Below are 25976 nucleotides of genomic sequence, written 5' to 3'. Positions count from 1 at the left end.
GAGGCACGGCCTGCCCGCGCGCCCTGCGGCGCGCAGAAGGCGCAAAAGCCCGGACCAGCCATGGTCCGGGCTTTTTTCTTGGGGGACATCAACCCCAGTGGCGCCGGATCGGGTGGGCAGCGCCGCGGGCTACTACTGCCGCCCGGGAGCGCGCACCACGCCCAGCTTGAGCCCCACCACGCCCAGGATGCGGTTGAGCGTCTGCACCGTGCCCGAGCTGCGGCCCTGCTCGATGTCCAGCAGCGTCTTCTGCGACACGCCCGACACACGGGCCAGCTCGGCGCTGGTCAGGCGCAGGCCGCTCTGGAGATGCCGCACGGCCTCGGCCAGCGTCCACTCGGGATGGGCCAGCACCTCGTCGATGGCCTGGCGGCGCAGCGCGAGCTGCTCGGGCGGGGAAAGCGGCTTGTAGCGTTTGTCCATGTTCTTTACCAGGGAGGTGTGGTGCGCCTGGGGTCGTCGTGTGGGCTACTGCAGCCGCGCGAGGCGTTCGGCCATGGCGACCAGGCCGGGCTGCAGAGAGGCATGCACGTCGGATTCCAAACCCAGGTGCGGCCCCTCTTCGGCGATCCGGGCGAGCGGCTCGGCCATGGCCTGCAGGCCGCGCCGCAGCGCGCCGGGGTCGAGCCGCGGGCCGGCCGAGGCGCACACCGTGTCGATCACCCGTCGCCAGTCGGGCTGGCCGCCGTCGTTGCCGTCACAGCGGATGCGACGCGCGATGCCGTCCGGGTGCAGGTACATGGGCGCGAAGTCGAACAGCGGCGTCAGCGCGATACGTCCGTTCCAGTCCCGCTGCAGCGCGGTGTTGCAGGCATGGTTGTCCTTGTTGCCCAAGGCGATGTTCGCCACGTCGCGCCGCAGGTATTCCAGCACCTCGGCCTGCGGATCGGTGCAGTGCGCCACCAGCCGATGGCAGACCTCGTAGCCCGCATAGGTCTTGCAGCGCCAGCCCTGGTCCGCATCGCCCCACAGGGCAACGGTGGCCGCGTCGTGCCAGCGGCCCTGATGGTGGATCTACAAGGTGCAGCGCGGCTGCATTTCAGTGGATTTCTATATTGATCACAGGAGATATCGACCTTACTTTGTATAGAAAACCACTTTATTGCAAATGACCGGAGATGGTGGCGAGCTCTCCCGCAATAAAACGGCTGCATCAGATGCGCCCGAGACGGCAATGAAAAAGGCAGCCGAAGCTGCCTTTGTCGTGGGTAAGAAAGGGCGAGGCACGGCCGAAGCCGCATCGCCCCGCCACTCACTTCTTCTGCGGCGGAACGTCCGTGCAGGAGCCGTGGGCGATCTCCGCGGCCATGCCGATGCTTTCGCCCAGCGTGGGGTGCGGGTGGATGGTCTTGCCGATGTCCACCGCGTCCGCGCCCATCTCGATCGCCAGGGCGATCTCGCCGATCATGTCGCCGGCGTGGGTGCCCACGATGCCGCCGCCCAGGATCTTGCCGTGACCATGGGCCTCGGGAGAATCGTCGAACAGCAGCTTGGTGTAGCCCTCGTCGCGGCCGTTGGCGATGGCGCGGCCGGAGGCCGTCCAGGGGAACAGGCCCTTCTTGACCTTGATGCCCTGGGCCTTGGCCTGGTCTTCGGTCAGGCCCACCCATGCCACTTCGGGGTCGGTATAGGCCACGCTCGGGATCACGCGGGCGTTGAACGCGGCGGAAGCCAGCGCCTTGTCGCCCGTGAGTTCGCCGGCGATGACTTCGGCCGCCACGTGCGCTTCATGCACCGCCTTGTGCGCCAGCATGGGCTGGCCCACGATGTCGCCGATGGCGAAGATGTGCGGCACGTTGGTGCGCATCTGGATGTCCACGTCGATGAAGCCGCGGTCGGTCACGGCCACGCCGGCCTTCTCGGCGCCGATCTTCTTGCCGTTGGGCGTGCGGCCCACGGCCTGCAGCACCAGGTCATAGACTTGTGGTTCGGGGGCGGTGCCGCCCTCTTCCGCTGCGGCGAAGCTGACCTTGATGCCCTCGGGCGTGGCCTCGGCTCCGACCGTCTTGGTCTTGAGCATGATGTTGTCGAAGCGGTGGGCGTTCATCTTCTGCCACACCTTGACCAGGTCGCGGTCGGCGCCCTGCATCAGGCCATCCATCATCTCGACCACATCCAGGCGGGCGCCCAGCGTGGAATAGACGGTGCCCATTTCCAGGCCGATGATGCCGCCGCCCAGGATCAGCATGCGCTTGGGCACTTCCTTGAGCTCCAGCGCGCCGGTCGAATCGACCACGCGCGGGTCCTTGGGCATGAAGGGCAGATGCACGGCCTGCGAGCCGGCGGCGATGATGGCGCGCTTGAAGGCCACGACCTTCTTGCTGCCCGTCTTCTCCTGGCCCTTGGCGCCGGTGGTTTCCTCCACTTCGAGGTGGTTGGCACCCACGAACTGGCCCACGCCGCGCACGGTGGTCACCTTGCGCATCTTGGCCATGGCGGCCAGGCCGCCGGTCAGCTTGCCGATGACCTTTTCCTTGTGGCCGCGCAGCGTGTCCACGTTGACCTGGGGCGTGCCGAAGTCGATGCCGGCCGCCTTGAGGTGGCTGGCTTCGTCGATCACGGCCGCCACGTGCAGCAGCGCCTTGGAGGGAATGCAGCCCACGTTCAGGCAGACGCCGCCCAGGGTCGAGTAGCGCTCGACGATGACGACCTTCAGGCCCAGGTCGGCCGCGCGGAAGGCGGCGCTGTAGCCGCCGGGGCCGCCGCCCAGCACGAGCACGTCGCACTCCACGTCGGCCGTGCCGCCGAAGCTGGCCGCTTCGATTTTAGGAGCAACAGGCGCTTGCGCAGCGGGCGCTGCAGGCGGTTTGGCTTCGGAGGCCGCAGGCGCTGGCGCGGCAGCGGGTGCCACCGCGGCGCCGGCATCGGCCGCTTCCAGCGTCAGCACGACGGAGCCTTCGGCGACCTTGTCGCCCAGCTTGACCTTCACCTCCTTGACGACGCCGGCGTGGCTCGACGGGATTTCCATCGATGCCTTGTCGGATTCGACGGTGATGAGGCTCTGTTCCACCTTGATGGTGTCGCCGGCGTTCACCAGCACTTCGATCACGCCCACTTCGGCGAAGTCGCCGATGTCGGGCACCTTGATGTCGATCACTGCCATGTCAGCTTTCCTTTCACAGCACGATGCGGCGGTAGTCCGCCAGCACCTGGCCCAGATAGGCGTTGAAGCGCGCGGCAGAGGCACCGTCGATCACGCGGTGGTCGTACGACAGCGACAGCGGCAGCATCAGGCGCGGCACGAACTGCTTGCCGTCCCACACCGGCTTCATCTGGCCCTTGGAGAGGCCGAGGATGGCCACTTCGGGCGCGTTGACGATGGGGGTGAAGTGCGTGCCGCCGATGCCGCCCAGGGACGAGATCGACATGCAGCCGCCCTGCATGTCGGCCGCGCCGAGCTTGCCGTCGCGGGCCTTCTTGGCGAGCTCGCCCATTTCCTGGCTGATCTGCATGATGCCCTTCTTGTCGGCATCCTTCAGCACCGGCACCACGAGGCCGTTGGGCGTGTCCGCCGCGAAGCCGATGTGGAAGTACTGCTTGTAGACGAGCGTGTCGCCGTCCAGGCTGGTGTTGAACTCGGGGAACTTCTTCAGGGCCGCGACCAGGGCCTTGATGACGAAGGCCAGCATGGTCACCTTGACGCCGGACTTCTCGTTCTCCTTGTTGGTGGAGACGCGGAAGGCTTCCAGCTCGGTGATGTCGGCCTCGTCGTTGTTGGTGACGTGGGGGATCATCACCCAGTTGCGGTGCAGGTTCGCGCCGCTGATCTTCTTGATGCGCGACAGGTCCTTGCGCTCCACGGCGCCGAACTTGGCGAAGTCCACCTTGGGCCAGGGCAGCAGGTCCAGACCCGCGCCGGAGCCGCCGCTGGCAGCAGGCGCCTTGGCGGCCTGGGCCTTGGTCTGCAGGCCGCCGGACATCACCTGCTTGGTGAAGGCCTGCACGTCCGCTTCGGTGATGCGGCCCTTGGGGCCGGAGCCCTTCACTTCTTCCAGCGGCACGCCGAGTTCGCGGGCGAACTTGCGCACCGAGGGCGATGCGTGCGGCAGGCCGATGGGCGCAGCACCCGGAGCGTGCGGCGCGGGCGCAGCAGCAGCAGCGGATGCGGCAGGCGCAGCAGCGGTAGCCGGTGCCGGCCCAGCGGCCTGGGCCGCAGGCGCTGCCGCAGCGGGCGCAGGTGCCGGTGCAGCGGAGGCAGCGGGCGCGGAGCCTTCCAGCACGGCCACGAAGTCACCCACGTTGACGGTGTCGCCCACTTTGATCTTCAGCTCCTTGACCACGCCGGCGGCGGGCGAAGGGATCTCCATCGAGGCCTTGTCGGATTCGACGGTGAAGAGCGACTGCTCTTCCTTGACCGTGTCGCCCACCTTCACCAGCAGCTCGATGACGGCCACGTCCTTGAAGTCGCCGATGTCGGGCACGCGCACTTCGATCGGGCCCGCTGCGGCAGCGGCAGCGGGAGCGGGAGCCGGTGCAGGCGCCGCCGCGGCCGGCGCAGGAGCCGGTGCTGCGGCGGGGCTCGCAGCAGGCGCTGCGGCCGGGGCGGAAGCGCCGGCATCGGCAGCCTCCAGCACCACGATGACGGAGCCTTGCTTGACCTTGTCGCCCAGCGCGACCTTCAGTTCCTTGATGGTGCCGGCGTGGCTCGACGGGATCTCCATCGAGGCCTTGTCGGACTCCACCGTGATCAGCGATTGCTCGGCCTTGACCGTGTCGCCGGGCTTGACCAGCAGTTCGATCACGCCCACTTCGTCGAAGTCCCCGATGTCCGGGACCTTGATATCTACCAGTGCCATGTGTTGTCTCCGGTGCGGCTTATGCGTACAGGGGGTTGATCTTGTCGGTGTTGATGCCGTACTTCTGGATGGCCTCGGCCACCTTGGATGCGGGCACGACGCCGTCTTCGGCCAGGCCCTTGAGAGCCGCCACGACGATGTAGTGGCGGTTGATCTCGAAGTGCTCGCGCAGCTTGCTGCGGAAGTCGCTGCGGCCGAAGCCGTCGGTGCCCAGCACCTTGTAGGTGCGGCCCTTGGGGACGAAGGGGCGGATCTGCTCGGCGTAGGCCTTCATGTAGTCGGTGGAGGCCACGACCGGGCCGGCCGTCTTGGACAGCTGCTCTTCGACGTACGACACGCGCGCCGTCTCGGTCGGGTGCAGCAGGTTCCAGCGCTCGGCTTCCTGGCCGTCGCGGGTCAGCTCGTTGAAGCTCGGGCAGCTCCACACGGAAGCGGCCACGCCCCAGTCCTTTTCCAGCAGTTCCTGGGCGAAGAACGATTCGCGCAGGATGGTGCCGCTGCCCAGCAGCTGCACGGCGGGCGCGCCCTGCGGCAGCGCGGGAGCCTGCTTGCAGAGGTACATGCCCTTGATGATCTGCGCCTCGGTGCCGGGCTGCAGGCCGGGCATGGCGTAGTTCTCGTTGAGCAGCGTCAGGTAGTAGAAGACGTTTTCCTGGCGCTCGACCATGCGCTTAAGGCCTTCATGCATGATCACCGCGACTTCGTGCGCGAAGGTCGGGTCATAGCTCACGCAGTTCGGGATGGTATTGGCCAGGATGTGGCTGTGGCCATCTTCGTGCTGCAGGCCTTCGCCGTTCAGCGTGGTGCGGCCCGAGGTGCCGCCCAGCAGGAAGCCGCGCGCCTGCATGTCGCCCGCTGCCCAGGCCAGGTCGCCGATGCGCTGGAAGCCGAACATCGAGTAGTACACGTAGAACGGCACCATGATGCGGTTGTTCGTCGAGTACGACGTGGCGGCAGCGATCCAGCTGCTCATGCCGCCGGCTTCGTTGATGCCTTCCTGCAGGATCTGGCCGGCCTTGTCTTCCTTGTAGTACATGACCTGGTCCTTGTCGACCGGGGTGTACTGCTGACCGTGCGGGTTGTAGATGCCGATCTGGCGGAACAGGCCTTCCATGCCGAAGGTGCGGGCCTCGTCCACCAGGATGGGCACCACGCGCGGGCCCAGGGCCTGGTCACGCAGCAGCTGCGTGAGGAAGCGCACGTAGGCCTGCGTGGTCGAGATCTCGCGGCCTTCGGGCGTGGGGTCGAGCACGGCCTTGAAGGTTTCCAGCGCGGGCACTGTGAAGCTCTCGTCGGCCTTGGTGCGGCGGTGCGGCAGGTAGCCGCCCAGGGCCTTGCGGCGCTCGTGCAGGTACTTCATTTCCGGCGTGTCGTCGGCCGGCTTGTAGAACGGCAGATCGGCGATCTGGCTGTCCGGGATTGGGATGTTGAAGCGGTCGCGGAAGGCCTTGATGTCCTCGTCGCCGAGCTTCTTGGTCTGGTGGACGGTGTTCTTGCCTTCACCGATCTTGCCCATGCCGAAGCCCTTGACGGTCTTGACCAGCAGCACGGTGGGCTGGCCCTTGTGCTCGTTGGCCGCGGAGAAGGCCGCATAGACCTTCTGCGCGTCGTGGCCGCCGCGGCGCAGGTTCCAGATCTCGTCGTCGCTCATGTGCTCGACCATCTTCAGCGTGCGCGGATCGCGGCCGAAGAAGTTCTTGCGCACGTAGGCGCCGTCGTTGGCCTTGAACGACTGGTAGTCCCCGTCGTTGCACTCCATCATGATCTTGCGCAGCGCGCCGTCCTTGTCGCGCGCCAGCAGGTCGTCCCAGCCCTTGCCCCACAGCAGCTTGATGACGTTCCAGCCGGAGCCGCGGAATTCGCCTTCCAGCTCCTGGATGATCTTGCCGTTGCCGCGCACCGGGCCGTCCAGGCGCTGCAGGTTGCAGTTGATGACGAAGATCAGGTTGTCGAGGTTCTCGCGCGCGGCCAGGCCGATGGCGCCCAGCGATTCGACTTCGTCCATTTCGCCGTCGCCGCAGAACACCCAGACCTTGCGGTTCTCGGTGTTGGCGATGCCGCGGGCGTGCAGGTACTTCAGGAAGCGCGCCTGGTAGATGGCCATCAGCGGGCCCAGGCCCATCGAGACCGTGGGGAACTGCCAGAACTCGGGCATCAGCTTGGGATGCGGGTAGCTGGAGAGGCCCTTGCCGTCCACTTCCTGGCGGAAGTTCAGCAGTTGCTCTTCGGAGAGGCGGCCTTCCAGGTAGGCGCGGGCATAGATGCCGGGCGAGACGTGGCCCTGGATGTACAGCAGGTCGCCGCCGTGGTTTTCGCTCTCGGCGTGCCAGAAGTGGTTGAAGCCCGCGCCGAACATGTTGGCCAGCGAGGCGAAGGAGCCGATGTGGCCGCCCAGGTCGCCGCCTTCGGGCGGATGGTGGCGGTTGGCCTTGACCACCATGGCCATGGCGTTCCAGCGCATGTAGGCGCGCAGGCGGCCTTCGATTTCCAGGTTGCCGGGGCAGCGCGCTTCCTGGCTGGTTTCGATGGTGTTCACGTAGCCCGTGTTGGCGGAGAACGGCATGTCGATGCTGCTCTGGCGGGCGTGTTCGAGCATCTGCTCGATCAGGAAATGCGCGCGCTCGGCACCTTCTTTGTCAATGACGGCGGACAGGGCATCCAGCCACTCCCGGGTCTCTTGCTGATCGATGTCGGTGGGGGTCGAAGCGACACCAGCGCCCTGCTGCGCGGTCTGATCTGACATGCCTTGTCTCCTTTAGATAACGGCTACGGTAAACGATCGGCGCGGAGTTTCTCATAAATTAATGCGATTTCAAATTGTGCTTTCCATTTTCATAATGCGAGATATTGCTGCATCCGCACATATTTTCTTCAGATGAAAAACAGCCCGGTTGCCGGCCCTTCGGAGACCGGGCGGCAGGCGAGGCGCCCTACACTCGCCACCCATGGATTCCCCGGCTTCTCCTGGCGCGCCCGCCACCCCTGCCACGCCTGCGGCAGCCATTCACATGCCCGTCCGATACTGGAGGCGGTGGTGGCGCAGCCTGTCGCCCACCCGGCAGGACCGCTTCGCCGCCGTAGCCCCGCTGGCGGCCGTGATGATGTTCCTCGCGGCCATCGTGGCGGCCTTCTGGTATTTGCGCATGGAGGAAGTCGAGCGCGAGAAAGAAGCCCTGCGGCGCGACGTGGAATATTCCCAGCAGCGCGTGCGCCTGCGCTTGCTGGAGCGGCAGGAGCAGATCATGCGCATCGCGCGCGACATCTCCAACCACGACCTGGACCGGGCCGACTTCAACAGCCGCGCCGAGGCCCTCATCAGCCAGTACCCCGAGCTGCAGGTGATCACCTGGGTGGACGAGCGCCGCCGCATCCGCGCCAGCCAGTCGGCCCCCACGGTGCCCACGGCCCAGCTGCGCGTGGCGGGCGAGGAGCTGAAGACCGGCGACGCGGCCGACACCTTCAGCCTGGCGCGCGACCTGCAGCAGCCGGTCTATTCGCAGCCCAACACCTCCCCCGGCGAAAGCGCGCCCCTGCTGCAGCTGCAGGTGCCGCTCGCAGCCCAGGGCCGCTTCAGCGGCGTGGTGCTGGCCGAATATTCCATCGACAGCCTGCTGCGCTACGGAATGCCCACCGAGGTGCTGGCGCGCTATGCCGTCACCCTGCTCGACAGCAACGGCCAGGTGCTGGCGGGCACGCCGCTCGCGCCGCGCAATGCCGGCCTGCTGCCGTGGCCCGCGCCGGCCAACGAATACGAAGTGCCGGTCTCGCCCGTGGGCAATGGCCTGCTGCTGCGCGCCCAGGCCTACCGCACGTCGCTGGGCCTGGTGGGCAGCGGCCTCTTCTGGCTGGTGGGCGCCCTGAGCGCCATGACGGCCTGGCTGCTGATCGCCACCTGGCGCCACACCCGCCGGCGCATGCAGGCGCAGCAGGCGCTGGTGGCGGAAACCAACTTCCGCCGCGCGATGGAGAACTCCATCCTCACCGGCATGCGCGCGCTCGACATGCACGGCCGTATCACCTACGTGAACGCGGCCTTCTGCCAGATGACGGGCTGGAGCGAGGCCGAGCTGGTCGGCCAGATGCCGCCCTACTCCTACTGGCCCGAATCCGACCATGAGAACCTGCACGCCAAGCTGCGCGACGAGATGTCGGGCAAGCACTTCGCGGGCGGCTTCCAGGTGCGGGTCAAGCGCCGCAGCGGCACGCTGTTCGACGCGCGCCTCTACGTCTCCCCGCTGATCGATGCGCACGGGGTGCAGACCGGCTGGATGACGTCGATGACCGACATCACCGAGCCCAACCGCGTGCGCGAGCAGCTCTCGGCCTCGCACGAGCGCTTCACCATCGTGCTCGAATCGCTCGACGCCTCGGTGTCGGTCGCGCCGCTGGGCAGCGAAGAACTGCTCTTCGCCAACAAGCTCTACCGCCAGTGGTTCGGCTCGCAGACCGCCGGCCACCTGCAACTGGTGGCGCAGGCCGGCGTGCTGCCCAACCGCGACGCCTACCAGGCCACGGGCCTGGACGACGAGGACGGCCTGATGGGCCTGCCCACCGACCCGCTGACCAGCGCCCGTTCCGAGAACGCCGAAATCTTCCTGCCCGACCTCGGCAAGTGGCTGGAAGTGCGCTCGCGCTACCTGAACTGGGTGGACGGGCGCCTGGCCCAGATGGTGATCGCCACCGACATCACGCCCCGTCGCCTGGCCGAAGAGCAGGCCGCGCGCCAGGCCGAGCGCGCCCAGTCGGTCAGCCGCCTCATCACCATGGGCGAAATGGCCTCCAGCGTGGCGCACGAACTCAACCAGCCGCTCACCGCCATCAACAACTACTGCAGCGGCATGGTCTCGCGCATCCAGAGCGGCCAGATCACCGAGGAATCGCTGCTTTCCGCGCTGCAGAAGACCTCGCACCAGGCGCAGCGGGCCGGGCAGATCATCCAGCGCATCCGCGCCTTCGTGAAGCGCAGCGAACCCAACCGCACGCTGGCCGAAGTGCCCGCCATGGTGAGCGAAGCCGTGGAGCTGGCCGACATCGAGCTGCGGCGCCACAACGTGCGGCTCTCGCACTACGTGGCCGCGCGGCTGCCCAAGGTCATGGCGGACGCCATCCTCATCGAGCAGGTGCTCATCAACCTGATGAAGAACGGCGCCGAATCCATCGCCAACGCGCAGCGCCCGCCCGCCCGCCGCAGCGTGGAGCTGCGCGTGCTGCCGCGCACCGTCGAAGGGCGCGAGGTGATCGAGTTCTCGGTGCAGGACACCGGCCGGGGCCTCGCGCCCGAGGTGCTGGAGCATCTGTTCGAAGCCTTCTACTCCACCAAGCAGGAAGGCATGGGCATCGGCCTCAACCTTTGCCGCAGCATCGTGGAGTCGCATCAGGGGCGGATGCAAGCCGAGAACATCTACAATGGATCAGAGGTAACCGGCTGCCGGTTCTCCTTCTGGCTACCGCTGGCGCAGCCTGCGGATGGCACTACGAATTCAATAGCAAACACGCCCAACCCAAGGACCGTTGCATGAGCTTGATTCCGAAAAAAGGCACCGTCTATGTCGTCGATGACGACGAAGCCGTCCGCGATTCACTGCAATGGCTGCTGGAAGGCAAGGACTACCGAGTACGTTGCTTTGATTCGGCCGAATCCTTCCTCTCGCGCTACGACCCGCGCGAAGTGGCCTGCCTGATCGTGGACATCCGCATGGGCGGCATGACGGGCCTGGAGCTGCAGGACCGCCTGATCGAGCGCAAGTCGCCGCTGCCCATCGTCTTCATCACCGGCCACGGCGACGTGCCCATGGCCGTGAACACCATGAAGAAGGGCGCGCTGGACTTCATCCAGAAGCCCTTCAACGAAGAGGAACTGGTCGGCCTGGTCGAACGCATGCTGGACCACGCCCGCGAAGCCTTCGCCGGCTACCAGCAGGCCGCCAGCCGCGACGCCCTGCTCTCCAAGCTGACCAGCCGCGAGGCGCAGGTGCTCGAGCGCATCGTCGCCGGCCGCCTGAACAAGCAGATCGCCGACGACCTGGGCATCAGCATCAAGACGGTGGAGGCGCACCGCGCCAACATCATGGAAAAGCTGGGCGCCAACACCGTGGCCGACCTGCTCAAGATCGCACTGGGCCAGACGGCCGCCAAGGTCTGATCCGCCCAGCGCGCCAAACCACTCACTTTTTGATAGCTGCCTGCGCACGCTGCATCAGCGCCAGGCGGCTTTTTTTACTTACTGCCAACCCTTTTTCGACCATGACCGCTCAACTGATCGACGGCAACGCCCTCTCCCGCCAACTGCGCACCGAAGTCTCCCAACGCGCCGCCGCCCTGAAAGCGCGCGGCGTCACGCCGGGCCTGGCCGTGGTGCTGGTGGGCGACAACCCGGCCAGCCAGGTCTATGTGCGCAACAAGGTCAAGGCCTGCGAAGACAGCGGCCTGCATTCGGTGCTGGAAAAGTACGAAGCCTCCATGACCGAGGCCGAGCTGCTGGCCCGCGTCGAGGCGCTGAACGACGACCCTGCCATCCACGGCATCCTGGTGCAGCTGCCGCTGCCCGCGCACATCGACGCGCAGAAGGTGATCGAGGCCATCTCGCCCGCCAAGGACGTCGATGGCTTCCACATCGCCAGCGCCGGCGCGCTCATGACCGGCATGCCCGGCTTCTGGCCCTGCACACCCTACGGCTGCATGAAGATGCTGGAATCCATCGGCTACGACCTGCGCGGCAAGCACGCCGTGGTCATCGGCCGCAGCAACATCGTGGGCAAGCCCATGGCGCTGATGCTGCTGGGCCAGAACGCCACCGTCACCATCTGCCACAGCGCCACGCGCGACCTCAAGGCGCAGACGCTGCAGGCCGACGTGATCGTCGCCGCCGTGGGCAAGCGCAACGTGCTCACGGCCGACATGGTCAAGCCCGGCGCCGTGGTGATCGACGTGGGCATGAACCGCAACGACGAAGGCAAGCTCTGCGGCGACGTGGACTTCGAGGGCGTCAAGCAGGTGGCCGGCTGGATCACGCCCGTGCCCGGTGGCGTGGGCCCCATGACCATCACCATGCTGCTGGTCAACACCATGGAAGCCGCCGAGCGCGCCGCCGGCGCCGCCTGAGAGGCCTGCGCCAGCCGGCCGGGCCCTCGCCCGGCCGATCGCCGCGATTGCCAGGTTCTATCGCCCCGTCATTGAAACCCAGCGGCACGGCCGCACAATGCTTCGCATGAGCAATCCTCTCCTCGACTTCTCCGACCTCCCCCTCTTCGACCGCATCGCCCCTGCCGATGTCGCACCGGCCATCGACGTGCTGCTGCAGCGCGCCGAAGCGGCGCTGGAAACGGTCACCGCGCCGGACTTCCCCGCGGGCTGGAACGACATCTCCCGCGTGCTGGACGTCGCCACCGAGGAACTGGGCCGCTCCTGGGGCGCCGTCAGCCACCTCAACAGCGTGGCCGACACGCCCGAGCTGCGTGCCGCCTACAACGAGGCCCTGCCCCGCGTCACCGAGTTCTGGACCCGCCTGGGCGCCGACGAGCGGCTCTACGCCAAGTACAAGGCCATCGACCCGGCCACGCTCAACCCCGAGCAGCGCCGTGCGTGGGACAACGCCATGCGCAACTTCGTGCTCTCGGGCGCGGAGCTGCAAGGCGCTGCCAAGGAACGCTTCGCGCAGATCCAGGAACGCCAGGCCGAGCTGAGCCAGAAGTTCAGCGAGAACGCCCTCGATGCGACCGACGCCTTCGCCTACTACGCAGGCGCCGACGAGCTCGATGGCGTGCCCGCCGACGTGCAGCACGCCGCCCGCGCCGCAGCGCAAGCCGAGGGCAAGGAGGGCTACAAGCTCACGCTCAAGATGCCCTGCTACCTGCCGGTGATGCAGTTCGCCCGCAGCAGCGCCCTGCGCGAAACGCTCTACCGCGCCTACGTCACCCGCGCGTCCGACCAGGCCAGCGCAGACGCCGCCCGCTTCGACAACAGCGCGCTGATCCGCGAGATCCTCGCGCTGCGCAAGGAAGAGGCGCAGCTGCTGGGCTACGCCAGCTTCGGCGAAGTCTCCGTCGTGCCCAAGATGGCCGAATCGCCCACCCAGGTCGTCGGCTTCCTGCGCGACCTGGCGCACCGCGCCCGCCCCTTCGCCGAGCAGGACGTGGCCGATCTGCGCGCCTTCGCCGCCGAGCACCTGGGCCTGACGGCGCCGCAATCCTGGGACTGGCCCTACATCTCCGAAAAGCTCAAGGAAGCGCGCTATGCCTTCAGCGAGCAGGAGGTCAAGGAATACTTCACGGCACCCAAGGTGCTGGCCGGCCTCTTCAAGATCATCGAAACCCTGTTCGACGTGGCCATCCGCCGTGACCAGGCCCCGGTCTGGAACCCCGCCGTCGAGTTCTACCGCATCGAGCGCAGCGGCGAGCTGGTGGGCCAGTTCTATCTGGACCAGCCCGCCCGCGTGGGCAAGCGCGGCGGCGCCTGGATGGACGACGTGCGTGCCCGCTGGCTGCGCCCCGACACCGGCAAGCTGCAGACGCCCGTCGCCCATCTGGTCTGCAACTTCGCCGAAGGCGTGGGTGGCAAGCCGCCGCTGCTCACGCACGACGACGTGATCACGCTGTTCCACGAATTCGGCCACGGCCTGCACCACATGCTGACCCGCGTGAACGAACGCGATGTGTCCGGCATCAGCGGCGTCGAATGGGATGCCGTGGAGCTGCCCAGCCAGTTCATGGAAAACTTCTGCTGGGAATGGGACGTGCTCAAGCACATGACCGCCCACGTCGAGACCGGCGAGCCGCTGCCCCGCGCGCTGTTCGACAAGATGATCGCCGCGAAGAACTTCCAGAGCGGCATGGCCACGCTGCGGCAGATCGAGTTCGCCCTGTTCGACATGCTGCTGCATACCGAGCACGATCCCGCCCAGGATTTCATGCCCCTGCTGGATCAGGTCCGCGCCGAAGTGGCCGTGCTGCAGCCGCCGGCCTTCAGCCGCACGGCGCACACCTTCAGCCACATCTTCGCGGGCGGCTACGCTGCGGGCTACTACAGCTACAAGTGGGCCGAGGTGCTGAGCGCCGACGCCTATGCGGCCTTCGAGGAGGCCACCGGCCCCGACGGCCTGACCGACCCCGCCGTGGGCCGCCGCTACCGCGAAGCCATCCTGGAAGCCGGCGGCAGCCGGCCCGCCATGGAGTCCTTCAAGGCCTTCCGCGGCCGCGAGCCCAGCCTGGATGCGCTGCTGCGCCACCAGGGCATGACGGCCCCGGCGAACGCCGCTGCCGACGCCGTGGCCGCCTGAGCGAGCCTGCTGCGCTCACCGCACTCATCACCGGAGACACCTGCATGAAGATCGCCGCCCACTCCACCACCCTGCTGTCGCTGATGCTGCTGCTGAGTGGCGTGGGCAGCGCCGTGCAGGCCCAGCAGGTGTATCGGTCGGTGGGGCCGGATGGGCGGGTCACCTTCTCCGACCGGCCTCCGGTGGAGGCCAAATCGCAAGCCACGGCGGAGACGACCGGCACGCAGGCCGCGTCCTCCGCCAACGACAACCTGCCCTATGCGCTGCGGCAGGTGGCTTCGCGCTTTCCCGTCACCCTCTACACGGGTGCCGACTGCGCCCCGTGCGCCAGTGCGCGCAGCCTGCTGACCGGCCGGGGCGTGCCGTTTTCGGAACGCACCGTCACGTCGAACGACGACATCGATGCACTGAAACGGCTGAGCGGTGCCACCAGCCTGCCGTTCGGCACCATCGGTGCGCAGCAGCTGTCGGGTTTCGCCGAGTCGGAATGGACCCAATACCTGGATGCGGCAGGCTATCCCAAGCAGTCGCAGCTGCCTGCCAATTACCGCAGGCCGCCGGCGCAGCCACTGGTTCCGGCCGCGGCCAAATCGGCTGCGCCGGCAGAAGCCGCCAGCCGCGACCGCAGCGCGGCGCCACGCACCCGCAACGAAGCGCCGAGGCCAGCGCCTGCGGCCAACCCGTCCAATCCGGCCGGCATCAGCTTCTGATCGTCGCCATGGCGGGTGCGCGCCGCACCCGGCGAGCGGCCTTGCCGTGTTGAATCACACGGGAAGGCCTGGGAAAAGCCTCCCGCCTTCGTCCGATCAGTAGCTCAGCGTTTCGACGCCCTGCGCCGTGCCCAGCAGGCAGACATGGGCGCGCTGATGCGCGAACACGCCCACGGTGACCACGCCCGGCCACTGGTTCACGGCCGATTCGAACGCCAGCGGATCGCGGATCACGAGGCCCCGCACGTCCAGGATGTGCTGGCCGTTGTCCGTCACCAGCGGGCTGCCGTCCTTCAGCCGCACGGTGGCTTCGCCGCCCATCGCGGCGAAGCGGCGCTGGATCTGCGAGGTGGCCATGGGAATGACCTCGACAGGCAGCGGAAAGCCGCCCAGCGCCTCGACGCGCTTGGAGGCATCGGCGATGCAGACGAAGCGCTTGGCCAGCGCTGCGACGATCTTCTCCCGCGTCAGCGCGGCGCCGCCGCCCTTGACCATGTAGCCGCTGCCGTCGATCTCGTCGGCGCCGTCGATATAGACCGAGAGCGACTCGACTTCGTTGGCATCGAACACGGGGATGCCGAGCTGCTGCAGGCGCTGGGTGCTGGCGGTGGAGCTGGAGACCGCACCCTTGATGCTGTCCTTCATCGAGGCGAGCGCATCGATGAACTTGTTGACGGTGGAACCCGTGCCCACGCCGACGATCTCGCCGGGCACCACGTATTGCAGGGCCGCCTGGCCGACCAGCGTCTTGAGTTCGTCTTGGGTGAGGGATGCAGGTGTCGTCATGGGGGAGAATCGGGAGTGAATCCCGAATTATCTCCATGTCGCTCATTCCCTATTCCATCGCCCGCCCCTTTCTTTTCCGCCTGGACGCCGAGGCCGCGCACGACCTGACGATGGACTGGCTGGCCCGCGGCCAGCGCACGCCCCTGCAGCACGCCTGGGCGCAGCCCGTGGTGGAGGACCCCGTGCAACTGGCGGGCCTCACGTTCCCGAACCGCGTGGGCATGGCCGCAGGCCTGGACAAGAACGCACGCTGCATCGACGCCCTCTGCGCCATGGGCTTCGGCTTCGTCGAGGTGGGCACCGTGACGCCGCGCGCCCAGCCCGGCAACCCCAAGCCCCGCATGTTCCGCCTGCCGCAGGCACGCGGCCTCATCAACCGCCTGGGGTTCAACAACCAGGGGCTCGACGCCTTCCTGCACAACGTGCAGCAGGCCCGCTTCCGGGAGCAATCCCGGGCCCATCCCATGCTGCTGGGCCTCAACATCGGCAAGAACGCCAGCACGCCCATCGAACAGGCCACGAGCGACTACTTGGCCTGCCTGGACGGCGTCTATGCGCATGCCGACTACGTGACCGTGAACATCAGCTCGCCCAACACGCAGAACCTGCGCGCCTTGCAGAGCGATGAAGCGCTGGACGCCCTGCTGGGCGCCATCGCCGAGCGCCGCGAGGCGCTGGCGCAGCAACATCGCCGCAGCGACGGCACATCGCGGCGCGTGCCGATCTTCGTCAAGATCGCGCCCGATCTGGACGAGAAGCAGGTAGAGGTGATCGCCGCGACGCTGGGGCGCCACGGCATGGACGGCGTGATCGCCACCAACACCACCATTGCCCGGGACGCGGTCCAGGGCCTGCCCCACGGCACCGAAACCGGCGGCCTGAGCGGCGCCCCGGTGCTCGCCGCCAGCAACCGCGTGATCGCGCAACTGCGGGCGGCCTTGGGCTCGGCCTTCCCCATCATCGGCGTGGGCGGCATCCTGAGCGCGGAAGACGCAGTGAGCAAGATCCGAGCAGGCGCCGACGTGGTGCAGATCTACACCGGGCTGATCTACGAAGGCCCGGCACTGGTCACGCGCTGCGCGCAGGCCATCCGCGCTCTGCGTAGCAGCAGCCGCGCCTGAACCGAAGGCAGCGTCCGCAGGGGCAGCTCAGGGGCCAGTTGGCCCTGCTGCAGATCCAAGAACAAAGGGCCGCTTGAAGCGGCCCTTTGGGTTTCAGCGTGACGACGAGCACTTGCGGTGTCGTCGCTGCCTTTGTCAATGTGGCACCTTAGCGGCGCAGCCGGCTGATCAAAGGCATGGCAATGCCGGCCCAGCGCACCAGGCGCGACGGTCCCGCGACGATCGCCGCTGCAGCAGCCACCGCCACCGCGACCGGGTGCAGCCGGGCGAACGTGATGAGCTTGACGCTCAGCGGCGCTTCTGGGTCGATGGACTGCTGCTCCTGCCGCAAGGCCAGCGCCTGCCGCTGCGCCGCGCTGCGAGCGTGAAGGCGCTCGCGTTGCTGCTCGATGCGTTCCAGCACCTTGCGCTGCTCCAGGCTGGGCTCAGGCACGACGGGGTGGTTGTCAGGGGAAGCCATGTTCACAGCCGCTCCTTGATGAGGCGCCAGTCGGTGGCGATCTCGCGACGCGTCAACGCGAACGCATTGCCGGCCTTGCGAGCCACCGAGATCAAAGATGCCAGCACGGCAGCCCAGATGACGATCCAGCCCGCGGCCAGCAGCCACGCCGCCGTGAGACGGTGGGGCGTGTCCCAGAACTGCACCACCACGGCGATGGACAGCATGGTGAGCGCCACCACGGTGATGCCACCCAGTGCCACGGTGAACACCAGGATCATCGCCAGACGGCGCTTTTCGTCGGCCCATTCGAGGCGGGCCAGGTCCAGCCGGTCTTCGGCCGCGATGGCGGCCTCCATGACGTTGGCGCGCCAGCGCGCGATCCAGCCTTCCATTCCAAGAAGGGAAATCCAGTTCATGCGCGGCGCTCCTGCATCAGCGTTGCCATCGATTCAGATGGTGTGCCCGGCTCGGCCAATCAGCGACGAGCCAGCAGGAAACCCACCAGGGCGCCGACTGCCAGCGCAGCGCTGGCCACGCGCCAGGGTTCGTCGTGGGCGTACCGGTCGGCAGCGCGGGCCGCTTCCTTGGCCTGGTAAGTGGCGTCCTGCGCGACGCGCACGGCGGAGTCACGCACGGAATGGATGCCGTCGTCCAGGCGCTGGCGGAGCTGCTTGATTTCGGGAACGCCATCGAGGTCTTTGCTGGAAAGCAGACCCTTCAGATCCGTGACCAGCTTGTCCAGTTCACGTTGAGCGGTGGAGACGGTTTCGGAAGCAGAAGACATAGACAAACCCTTTCTTGTATTAGGTTGCAAAGGTAATCCGCCGGGCGCCACAGGGGTGTAGGCGGATGACCTATCTTAGCCAAGGCAGAGGCTGGCGAATGCCTCGCAGGCCTCGGCCGGCCAAAGCCTTCGAGAAAAGTTGCCCAGCATCAGCAAGTGGCGAGTCCGGCCTTGCTCGCGGCCCACTCGCCGATGGCCAGTGCGCTGGTCAGGCCCGGCGACTCGATGCCGAAGAGATTCACCAGGCCGGCGACTCCGTGGTCGGCAGGGCCCTGGATCATGAAGTCCGCAGCAGGCTCGCCCGGGCCGTGGATCTTCGGGCGGATGCCGGCATAGCCCGGCAGCAGCGCGCCGTCGGGCAACTGCGGCCAATACCTGCGCACTTCCGCATAGAAGCCCTGCGCGCGGCGCGGGTCCACGAGGAGGTCGTCCGGGCTCTCGACCCATTCGACATCGGGGCCGAACTTGGCCTGCCCGCCCAGATCGAGGGTCAGATGGACGCCCAGCCCTGCGGCCTCGGGCACCGGATAGATCAGGCGAGAGAAAGGTGCAGCGCCCGCCAGGGCAAAGTAGCTGCCTTTGGCGTAGTGCGCCTGGGGCACCAGGGCCTGTGCCAGCCCGTGGCAGCGGCGCGCCAGTGCCGGCGAACTCAACCCGGCGGCATTCACGACCGTGCCGGCCTGGAGCTCGGTGCCATCTTCCATGTGCAACGCCAAGCCGCCCTCTTCCAGCACGCGCATCGACTCGACCGGCGAACGCAGCGCCACCATGCCGCCGGCATTCTCGATATCGGCTTGCAGGGACAGCATGAAGGCATGGCTGTCGATGATGCCTGTCGAGGGCGACAGCAGCGCCGCCACGCATTCGAGCTGGGGCTCCAGCGCCCGGGCTTGATCGCGGCCGAGCCAGGCGAGATCCGTCACGCCATTGGCCCGGGCTCGCTGCTCGATCTGCTGCAGCGCGGGCATCTGGGCCTGGGACGTGGCCACGATCAGCTTGCCGCAGCGGCGGTGCGGCAGATGACGTTCAGCGCAGTAGGCGTAAAGCATTTCGCGGCCCGTGACGCAGAGCCGGGCCTTGAGCGAGCCTGCCGGGTAGTAGATGCCCGCGTGGATGACCTCGCTGTTGCGCGAGCTCGTGCCGGTGCCGATCGCCCCGGCGGCCTCCAGCACCAGCACTTCGCGCCCTCGCAGCGCCAATGCCCTCGCCACGGCCAGGCCCACGACGCCTGCGCCCACCACCACGCTATCCACCCGATCCATGCCTTGCCTCCGCCATATCGTTGGAAAACGCTGATTGTTGACGCAGACACTGGGCTGCGCGCAACCGGAGACGGCGCAGGCTGTGCGATTCCCAGCCCGCAGAACGCAAAAAAGCCCGCACTAGGCGGGCTTTTCTACAGAATCTGGTGGGTCGCAGAGGGGTCGAACCTCTGACCCCCGCCGTGTGAAGGCGGTGCTCTACCACTGAGCTAGCGACCCGAATTCTTGAATTTCGTAAGCCTCAGATTATAGCCTGCTTTTTGCGGCGCATTTCAAAGTTATCGATCATCGCGCGGCACCCGCACCATTCGGGCCCGGGCCAGCCGGCGTTTCACTAGACCCGGTCCTGCCCCAGATTGGCAAAGCGCGCGGGCTGGCTACGGCCCAGGCGGCGCGCGAGCAAGTAGCCCGCCCCCGCTGCCAGCGGCACCAGCGCCACCAGCGCGACGGAGATCAGGCCGCTGGCTCCGGTGAGCACATGGAAGTTGCGCACTGCGAGCGCCAGCACCAGCAAAAGGCCCAGGATGGACAGCACGGGCAGCACCCGGGTGCGCATGCGGCCATAGCCGCGGGTATCGTTTCGGAAGAAGCGCACCACCGCGTACGCCGTGCCGATCATCAGCACCAGCAGGCAGACCGTGGCCAGGTTGCTCAGCCAGGCGAATTGCGTCAGCACCGGGTCGGCGCCGACGACGGCGAAGGCGATCACCACCACGGCGCACAGCGCGCTCTGCAGCATCGAGGCCATGTGCGGGCTCTTGTGGCGCGGATGGGTCCAGCCCAGCCAGGCGGGCAGCAGGCCTTCGCGCCCCATGGCGTAGAAGTAGCGTGCCGTGGAGTTGTGGAAGGCGATCAGCCCGGCATAGATGCTGGCGATGAACATGCCGCGCAGCAGGCTCGTGAAATGCGCGCCTGCGTAGCCGTCGGACATCACGTACAGGAACTGCGTGGGGTCGTGCAGCGCGGTGATGCGGGCCACCACGTCGCCGCTGCCCGCGCCCAGCACCAGGCACCAGAGCGAGAACGAATAGAAGCTGCCCACCAGCAGCAGCGCGCCGTAGGTGGCGATCGGGATGCTGCGTTTCGGGTCCTTGGCCTCTTCGCTGTAGATGGCGGTCGATTCGAAGCCGATGAAGGCCGCGAAGCAGAACAGCAGTCCGATGAACGGGTTGCCGCCCGCGATGACCTGCGGATCGAAGGAGCGCAGGTCGATGCCCTGTGCGCCGCCCTTGTGCAGGATGAGCACATCCAGCAGCAGCACGACCACGTATTCGGCCACCACGAAGGCCGCGAGGATCTTGGCCGAGAAGTCGATCTGCCGGTAGCCGAACACGGCCACCGTCGCCATGGCCGTGAGCGAGCAGCCCCACCAGGGCACGGCGAGCCCGAACTGTGCCTCCAGCGCCTCGGAGGTCACCGCGCCCAGCAGGCCATAGAGGCCGAACTGCAGAGTGACGTAGCCCAGCACCGCCACCATGGCGGCAGCGCCGCCCGCATGCCCGTTCCAGCCGCGCGCGATCATGGCGTAGAAGCCGCCGGCATTGGTGACGCAGGTGGCCATGGCGGTGTAGCCGGCCGCGAAGACCAGCAGGATCAGCAGCGCCACCAGCACCAGGGCGGGCGTACCCGCGCCGTTGCCCAGCATCATGCCGATGGGAAAGCCGCCGGCCACCACGCTGAGCGGGCTGGCCGCGGAGATCACCAGCAGCGTGATGACGCCGGCGCTCAGGCTTGCGCGGCGAAGGTCGGTGGAGCGAGCCGGCAGGCCATCTCCACGAGGCTGCGCCACAGCATTCAGGACTTGCATTTCGAGAATCTCCAAAGGCCTGGTCTTGCCAGGAACGTTGACGGCCCCCCAGCGCCTGCACGGCCATTGGAGCGGGGCGGTTGCCGGGCGTCCGGGGCTCCGGCGCGGCGATGCAGGGCAGTCTAGGAGGGCTCGCCGCGCGGCGATAACCCGTATCGGCACACCGTGGGGCGCCCTGCCCCAGGCGCGCCCGTCATTGCCAGGTGGCCACCACGCGGCGCGTCTGCGACGGCAGTTCCCCGAAGAGTTCCTGGTATTCGGCCGCGAAATGGCTCAGGTGGTAGAAGCCCCAGCGCGCCGCGGCATCGCCGATCGATAGCTCCGACGGGTGCGTGGACATCAGGCTGCGCCGCACGCCGTTGAGCCGCACGGAGCGCAGGTAGTTCACGGGCGTGGTTTCCGCTACCGAACGGAAGCTGTTCTGCACGGTGCGCCGGCTCACCTGCAGCCGCTGGCAGAGATCCATCACGCTGGGCGCGCTCAGGGTTTCGGACATAGCCAGGCGGTGGCATTTCTCGACGATGAAGCTCTGCGTGGAGCTGCCGTTGCGCTGGCGCCGGTCGCAGTCCGGGTCGGTCATCAGCTGCAGCATCTCGTGCAGCATGCCCTGCTCCAGTGCGGCCTCGCGTTCCGGGTCGGCGCCGGCATCGTCGCAATCCACCGCTTCGGAGAAAATCGCCAGCAGGCGCTGCCGGCAGGCCGCCAGGCGCTGCTCGGGCAGCTTGATGACGGGCTGCCTCAGCAGGGTTTCCACCTCCCGCGCGGAGGCGATGCGCGACAGGGCCGCCTCGAACAACTCGCGCTCGAAGGTGATGGCCAGCATGTCCATGCCGGTGGGCATGTGGAACATGAATTCCTCGCCGCCGCGCAGGAAGAAGAGGCTGTTGGTGTCCGCCTCGCGCCCCTGCATCCGGATCGCGCCGGGCACCGACAGCGGCAGCGCGAAGCAGACCTGGCCCTCCGGCGCCTTGCCGTGCTGCACCACGCGCTGGTTGATCTGCTCGCGGAACACGTGGCAGCGGTCGCTGGAGAACTGCACCAGGCAGCTGTTGAGCGTGCCAGCGGAGATCTGGTGGTAGGTCTGGTCCCAGTGCTGGACCGACGCCGCGTGGGAGTAGACGTCGTCGAAATGATGGATGCTCTTCATGAAAGACACCTTCGCAGGGAGGGGGCGTGGGTCGCCATTTAATTTGCACAATTTCCGCATAGGCGAAATTTTGCAATTCCCAATGCAAAGATCGCGCCAGTGGAAACCCGGGGCGCACGCACCTGTTTGGCGCGCAAGGGGGCAGCCCGGACCAGCAGACCGCCCCGTGCGCCCGCCCCTTGTCATTGACGCGCCTTCCAGGCTCAGCCGGGATTCGGCCGTCTTCTCATGAGGCAAGGACCATACCCAGCCCGCCCCTCTGCCGGGCACTAACCGGCCGGATGTGTTGCTTATTTGGGCTAACGCGGCAGTGCCGCCCCCCACCACACTGCTTGCGCGAGGTGGCTCGGCCGCGCCCGGCCCATGGGCGGGCCTCTGCGGCCGGGACCGCCTGTCGCTCGTTCAACCCGCCTGCGGCCCCGGCGCCGGCAGGCCCCTTCCATCAAGGCAGAGCATTCCATGACCCAGCACCTGAAACACTTCATCGCCGGCGCCAGCGCGGAGGCCTCCGACGGCGCCCGCATGCCGCTCGTGAACCCCGTGGACGAACAGCCCTACGCCAGCGCCGCGCGCGGCACCGCCGCCGACGTGGATCGCGCCGTGGCGGCCGCGCATGCACAGCTGGAGGGCGGCGCCTGGTCGCGCCTGCCCGGCAGCCAGCGGGGCCGCCTGCTGTCACGCCTGGCCGACCTGGTGGAGCGCGATCTGGAGCAGCTGGCCGACATGGACGCCCACGCGATCGGCCGCTCGCCCATGGAGCCGCGCATGATGGACGTGCCCAATGCCATCGCCAACCTGCGCGCCGCAGCCGGCTGGGCCAACCAGCTCGAAGGCCGCACCATCCCCACCGCAGGCTACATGGGCCAGCGCACGTTCTCGTACACCCTCCGCGAGCCGATCGGCGTGGTGGGCGCGATTCTTCCGTGGAATTCGCCGCTGATGATCACCGTCTGGAAGCTGGCCGCGCTGCTGGCCGCAGGCTGCACCGTGGTGGTGAAGCCCTCGGAAGAAACGCCCCAGTCCGTGCTGCACCTGGCCCGGCTGGCCCAGGAGGCGGGCTTTCCCGATGGCGTGATCAACGTGGTCACGGGCTATGGCGACGTGGTGGGCCGGGCCCTCTGCGAACACCCCGATGTGGCCAAGATCAGCTTCACCGGCAGCCCGGAGGCGGGCCGCGCCATCCAGCGCATCGCCGCGCCGCTCTTCAAGCGCGTCACGCTGGAGCTGGGCGGCAAGAGCGCGCAGATCGTCTTCGACGACGCGAGCTTCGACGATGCGGTGCGCGGCTGCGCCATGGGCATCTTCGTCAACCAGGGGCAGGTCTGCGCGGCGGGGTCGCGCATCCTGGTGCAGCGCGGCATCGCCGACCGCTTCGCCGCTGCGCTGGCCCAGGCGGCCAAGGGCGTGCAGGTGGGCGACCCGCGCCAGCCCGGCGTGCAGATGGGCCCGGTGGCCAAGAAGGCGCAGTTCGAGCGCGTCAACCGCTATGTGCAGATCGGCATCGACGAAGGCGCGCAGCTGCTGGCCGGCGGTGTTTCGCACCCGGACAAGGGCTGGTTCGTGCAGCCCACCATCTTCGCCAACGCCACCAACACGATGACCATCGCCCGCGAGGAAATCTTCGGCCCGGTGGGCACCGTCATCGCCTTCGACACCGAGGAAGAGGCCATCGCGCTCGCCAACGATTCCGCCTACGGCCTGGCCGCCACGGTCTGGACGGGCAGCCTGGCGCGCGCGCACCGCGTGGCCGCCGCCGCCAAGGTGGGCGCCGTGGGCGTGAACTGCTGGAGCCCGCTGGACGCCAACTTGCCCTGGGGCGGACTCAAGACCAGCGGCATCGGCCGCGAAGGCGGCCTGCCCGGCGCACTGGCCTATACCGAGGAGAAGGTCGTCACCGTGCTGCTGCCGGAGTGATCTGCCGGCATTGACGGCGGCGGTCTGGAACCGCACCACCTTGCATCGCGCTGGGTGCCCCCGCTGGATGGGGCGGCCCGGCGCCGCTGCCTGCACCTCATCCGCAGGCCGCCCCCATCCATCGGCATGGCCCCGTCTTTCTGCAGACGCCCGCCATGCCCCCGCCGCGCCCGGCCGCAGCCACCTGCGGACCCGGGCGCGGCGCTTTTGAGTTCCTGCGTTCCCAGACCCATTCACGCGCGTTTTCCGCACGGAGTTGGTGCGCCCGCGCCCGGCCCTCGCGCCAGTTTGGCGCGGCGTCCGACCGCCCTGCGCGGCAGCTGTTTGGCGACCCGTGCGAGGGCTGGCGAGACGTGCTGATTTGGGCTAACGCCGCGCTGGCACGCACTCGGACACTGACCGCGTGCCGTGATGGCGGGTGCAGCGATGCGCATGCGACTGCCCCCCGAAGCGACGGCCTTTCCCCTTCGACCGAAGTCAGCCAACCCTCTGGAGATCCCATGCCACGTCTGAAGAAGAACCGGGCGCTCGCGCCTCTGTCCCGCGCCACATGGACCGCCGTCCTGGCCGCGCAACTGCTGGGCGCCCCGCTGGCGGCCGGCGCCGCCGACATCGCCCAGCTGGACAAGCTCACGCCCTCGGGCGCGGAAAAAGGCGCCAGCAAGGACGGAAGCATTCCGGCCTGGCAAGGCGCCGAGGCACCGCTGCCCGGCTGGGAATGGGGCAAGCTGCGCCGCGATTTCTGGAAGCACAAGGACGAGAAACCGCTCTTCTCCATCGACGCCTCCAACGCCGACAAATACGCCGACAGGCTGAGCGCGGGCCAGCTCGCCATGCTCAAGCAGCGCAAGGACTACCGCATGGACGTCTACCCCAGCCACCGCACCTGCGGCGTGCCGGACTTCGTCGCGGCCAACACGCGCAAGAACCTGGGCACGGCCAAGCTCGCGGACGACGGCTGGAGCCTCAAGGAAGCCACGGTGCCGGGCTACCCCTTCCCGATTCCCGCCTCGGGCGTGGAAGCCATGTGGAACTCCAAGATGCGCTACCGGGGCGTGGGCATCGACTACAAGGGCACCATCACCGCCGTGTCGCCGCGCCGCGGCAGCACCGAATGGATCCGCGCCGATTCCGAGCAGACGGTGTTCATCCCGACGGGCGCGAAGGGCGCGACCCAGCTCTCCTCGCTGCCGCCGGTCGAGTTCTACGTCTATTTCGGCTACGTGGCGCCGGCGGCGCTCGCGGGCCAGGCCGTGGCCATCACGCAGTACCTGAACCAGGCCGAGAACGAGACCTTCTACTACTTCCCCGGCCAGCGGCGCGTGCGGCGCATGCCCGCCTATTCGCATGACGCGCCGCAGATCGGCATGGAGAACCAGTACACGCTGGACGAGCCGCAGGTCTTCAACGGCGCGCTGGACCGCTTCGACTGGAAGCTGGTGGGCAAGAAGGAAATCTACGTGCCCTACAACGCCTTCGGTGCCTACGACTTCAAGGCCAAGTTCGAGGACGTCGCCCAGCCCGACTTCATCGCCCCCTCGCACCGCCGCTACGAGCTGCACCGCGTCTGGGTGATCGACGCCACGGTCAAGGCCGGCATGCGCCACTCCGCGCCCAAACGCACCATCTATCTGGACGAGGACAGCTGGGCGCCCCTGCTGATGGACGACTTCGACGGCCAGAACAAGCTGGCCAAGATGCGCGAAGGCTTCCTCATCCCCGTCTATGAGACCGGCAGCTGCGACGTGATGGCCATGGTGCAGAACAACCTGGCCGAAGGCCGCTACGTGTTCGACACGCACACCGTCGGCGTCGGCAAGGACATCCGCTGGTTCACCGAGCCCAACGGCCCGCGCTTCAAGGCGAGCTTCTTCACCTCGGACAACCTGCGCGCCATCAGCGAACGCTGAGCCAACGACAACGAGAACACCAC

Annotated in this window: 20 protein-coding genes and 1 tRNA gene; 8 read left to right on the top strand and 13 right to left on the bottom strand. The window is 67.7% G+C overall.

The window, feature by feature from the left end:
• Positions 1 to 132: 132 nt before the first annotated feature.
• The 5 genes from BM070_RS09530 to aceE form a co-directional block, all read right to left on the bottom strand.
• Positions 133 to 423, bottom strand: coding sequence for a helix-turn-helix domain-containing protein (locus BM070_RS09530; RefSeq protein ID WP_092939357.1), 291 nt, complete (start codon positions 421 to 423; stop codon positions 133 to 135).
• 45 nt (positions 424 to 468) lie between these two features.
• The gene (locus tag BM070_RS09525; protein ID WP_281245400.1) at positions 469 to 972 is read right to left on the bottom strand and encodes a HipA domain-containing protein; all 504 of its coding nucleotides are present in this window, start codon (positions 970 to 972) and stop codon (positions 469 to 471) included.
• A gap of 280 nt (positions 973 to 1252) precedes the next feature.
• Positions 1253 to 3103 (bottom strand): dihydrolipoyl dehydrogenase, encoded by a 1851-nt coding sequence (lpdA, locus tag BM070_RS09520; RefSeq protein WP_092939355.1) that lies wholly within the window; start codon positions 3101 to 3103, stop codon positions 1253 to 1255.
• A 13-nt stretch (positions 3104 to 3116) separates the two neighbouring features.
• Positions 3117 to 4796: a dihydrolipoyllysine-residue acetyltransferase gene (aceF, locus tag BM070_RS09515; protein WP_092939354.1), complete on the bottom strand. Its 1680-nt coding sequence runs from the start codon at positions 4794 to 4796 to the stop codon at positions 3117 to 3119.
• Positions 4797 to 4815: 19 nt separating this feature from the next.
• Positions 4816 to 7539: a pyruvate dehydrogenase (acetyl-transferring), homodimeric type gene (gene aceE, locus BM070_RS09510; RefSeq protein ID WP_092939353.1), complete on the bottom strand. Its 2724-nt coding sequence runs from the start codon at positions 7537 to 7539 to the stop codon at positions 4816 to 4818.
• A gap of 202 nt (positions 7540 to 7741) precedes the next feature.
• Between aceE and BM070_RS09505 the strand changes: the two genes are divergently transcribed.
• The 5 genes from BM070_RS09505 to BM070_RS09485 all read left to right on the top strand — a co-directional run bounded on the left by BM070_RS09505 (position 7742) and on the right by BM070_RS09485 (position 14780).
• Entirely contained in the window at positions 7742 to 10315 is a 2574-nt protein-coding gene (locus BM070_RS09505) for a PAS domain S-box protein (RefSeq protein WP_092939352.1), read from the top strand.
• Positions 10312 to 10938, top strand: coding sequence for a response regulator transcription factor (locus tag BM070_RS09500; protein WP_092939351.1), 627 nt, complete (start codon positions 10312 to 10314; stop codon positions 10936 to 10938). The genes BM070_RS09505 and BM070_RS09500 overlap by 4 nt, the downstream gene beginning before the upstream one ends.
• A gap of 101 nt (positions 10939 to 11039) precedes the next feature.
• Positions 11040 to 11897, top strand: a complete 858-nt coding sequence (gene folD, locus BM070_RS09495; protein WP_092939350.1) for a bifunctional methylenetetrahydrofolate dehydrogenase/methenyltetrahydrofolate cyclohydrolase FolD — start codon at positions 11040 to 11042, stop codon at positions 11895 to 11897.
• Positions 11898 to 12003: 106 nt separating this feature from the next.
• A complete protein-coding gene (locus BM070_RS09490; RefSeq protein ID WP_092939349.1) occupies positions 12004 to 14070 on the top strand; it encodes a M3 family metallopeptidase in 2067 nt (688 codons plus the stop codon).
• A gap of 44 nt (positions 14071 to 14114) precedes the next feature.
• On the top strand, positions 14115 to 14780 hold the full coding sequence (locus tag BM070_RS09485) for a glutaredoxin family protein (RefSeq protein ID WP_092939348.1): 666 nt from the start codon (positions 14115 to 14117) through the stop codon (positions 14778 to 14780).
• Positions 14781 to 14876: 96 nt separating this feature from the next.
• Here the strand turns inward: BM070_RS09485 and rpiA are convergent, their stop codons facing one another.
• On the bottom strand, positions 14877 to 15566 hold the full coding sequence (rpiA, locus tag BM070_RS09480; RefSeq protein ID WP_092939347.1) for a ribose-5-phosphate isomerase RpiA: 690 nt from the start codon (positions 15564 to 15566) through the stop codon (positions 14877 to 14879).
• 35 nt (positions 15567 to 15601) lie between these two features.
• Here rpiA and BM070_RS09475 point away from each other — a divergent pair, with 35 nt between their 5' ends.
• A complete protein-coding gene (locus BM070_RS09475) occupies positions 15602 to 16687 on the top strand; it encodes a quinone-dependent dihydroorotate dehydrogenase (protein WP_092939346.1) in 1086 nt (361 codons plus the stop codon).
• Between the two features lie 148 nt (positions 16688 to 16835).
• Here the strand turns inward: BM070_RS09475 and BM070_RS09470 are convergent, their stop codons facing one another.
• From BM070_RS09470 to BM070_RS09440, 7 genes are all read right to left on the bottom strand, one after another.
• Complete coding sequence (locus tag BM070_RS09470; protein ID WP_092939345.1) at positions 16836 to 17147, bottom strand: hypothetical protein; 312 nt, start codon at positions 17145 to 17147, stop codon at positions 16836 to 16838.
• Between the two features lie 2 nt (positions 17148 to 17149).
• Entirely contained in the window at positions 17150 to 17545 is a 396-nt protein-coding gene (locus BM070_RS09465) for a phage holin family protein (RefSeq protein ID WP_092939344.1), read from the bottom strand.
• A 59-nt stretch (positions 17546 to 17604) separates the two neighbouring features.
• A complete protein-coding gene (locus tag BM070_RS09460; protein WP_092939343.1) occupies positions 17605 to 17913 on the bottom strand; it encodes an ElaB/YgaM/YqjD family protein in 309 nt (102 codons plus the stop codon).
• Between the two features lie 149 nt (positions 17914 to 18062).
• Complete coding sequence (locus BM070_RS09455; protein ID WP_092939342.1) at positions 18063 to 19175, bottom strand: NAD(P)/FAD-dependent oxidoreductase; 1113 nt, start codon at positions 19173 to 19175, stop codon at positions 18063 to 18065.
• Between the two features lie 144 nt (positions 19176 to 19319).
• Positions 19320 to 19394: transfer RNA gene (locus BM070_RS09450), tRNA-Val, on the bottom strand.
• Between the two features lie 115 nt (positions 19395 to 19509).
• Positions 19510 to 20982, bottom strand: coding sequence for an APC family permease (locus BM070_RS09445; RefSeq protein WP_092939341.1), 1473 nt, complete (start codon positions 20980 to 20982; stop codon positions 19510 to 19512).
• Between the two features lie 193 nt (positions 20983 to 21175).
• Positions 21176 to 22129 (bottom strand): helix-turn-helix domain-containing protein, encoded by a 954-nt coding sequence (locus tag BM070_RS09440; RefSeq protein ID WP_092939340.1) that lies wholly within the window; start codon positions 22127 to 22129, stop codon positions 21176 to 21178.
• A gap of 459 nt (positions 22130 to 22588) precedes the next feature.
• Between BM070_RS09440 and BM070_RS09435 the strand changes: the two genes are divergently transcribed.
• On the top strand, positions 22589 to 24043 hold the full coding sequence (locus tag BM070_RS09435; RefSeq protein ID WP_092939339.1) for an aldehyde dehydrogenase family protein: 1455 nt from the start codon (positions 22589 to 22591) through the stop codon (positions 24041 to 24043).
• 500 nt (positions 24044 to 24543) lie between these two features.
• The gene (locus BM070_RS09430; protein ID WP_092939338.1) at positions 24544 to 25953 is read left to right on the top strand and encodes a DUF1329 domain-containing protein; all 1410 of its coding nucleotides are present in this window, start codon (positions 24544 to 24546) and stop codon (positions 25951 to 25953) included.
• Positions 25954 to 25976: the final 23 nt, after the last annotated feature.

The organism is Paracidovorax wautersii, assembly GCF_900113035.1.
Taxonomy (GTDB): domain Bacteria; phylum Pseudomonadota; class Gammaproteobacteria; order Burkholderiales; family Burkholderiaceae_C; genus Paracidovorax; species Paracidovorax wautersii.
The sequence above is the reverse complement of the archived record's forward strand: the minus strand, read 5'-3'. Positions and strand labels throughout refer to the sequence as shown.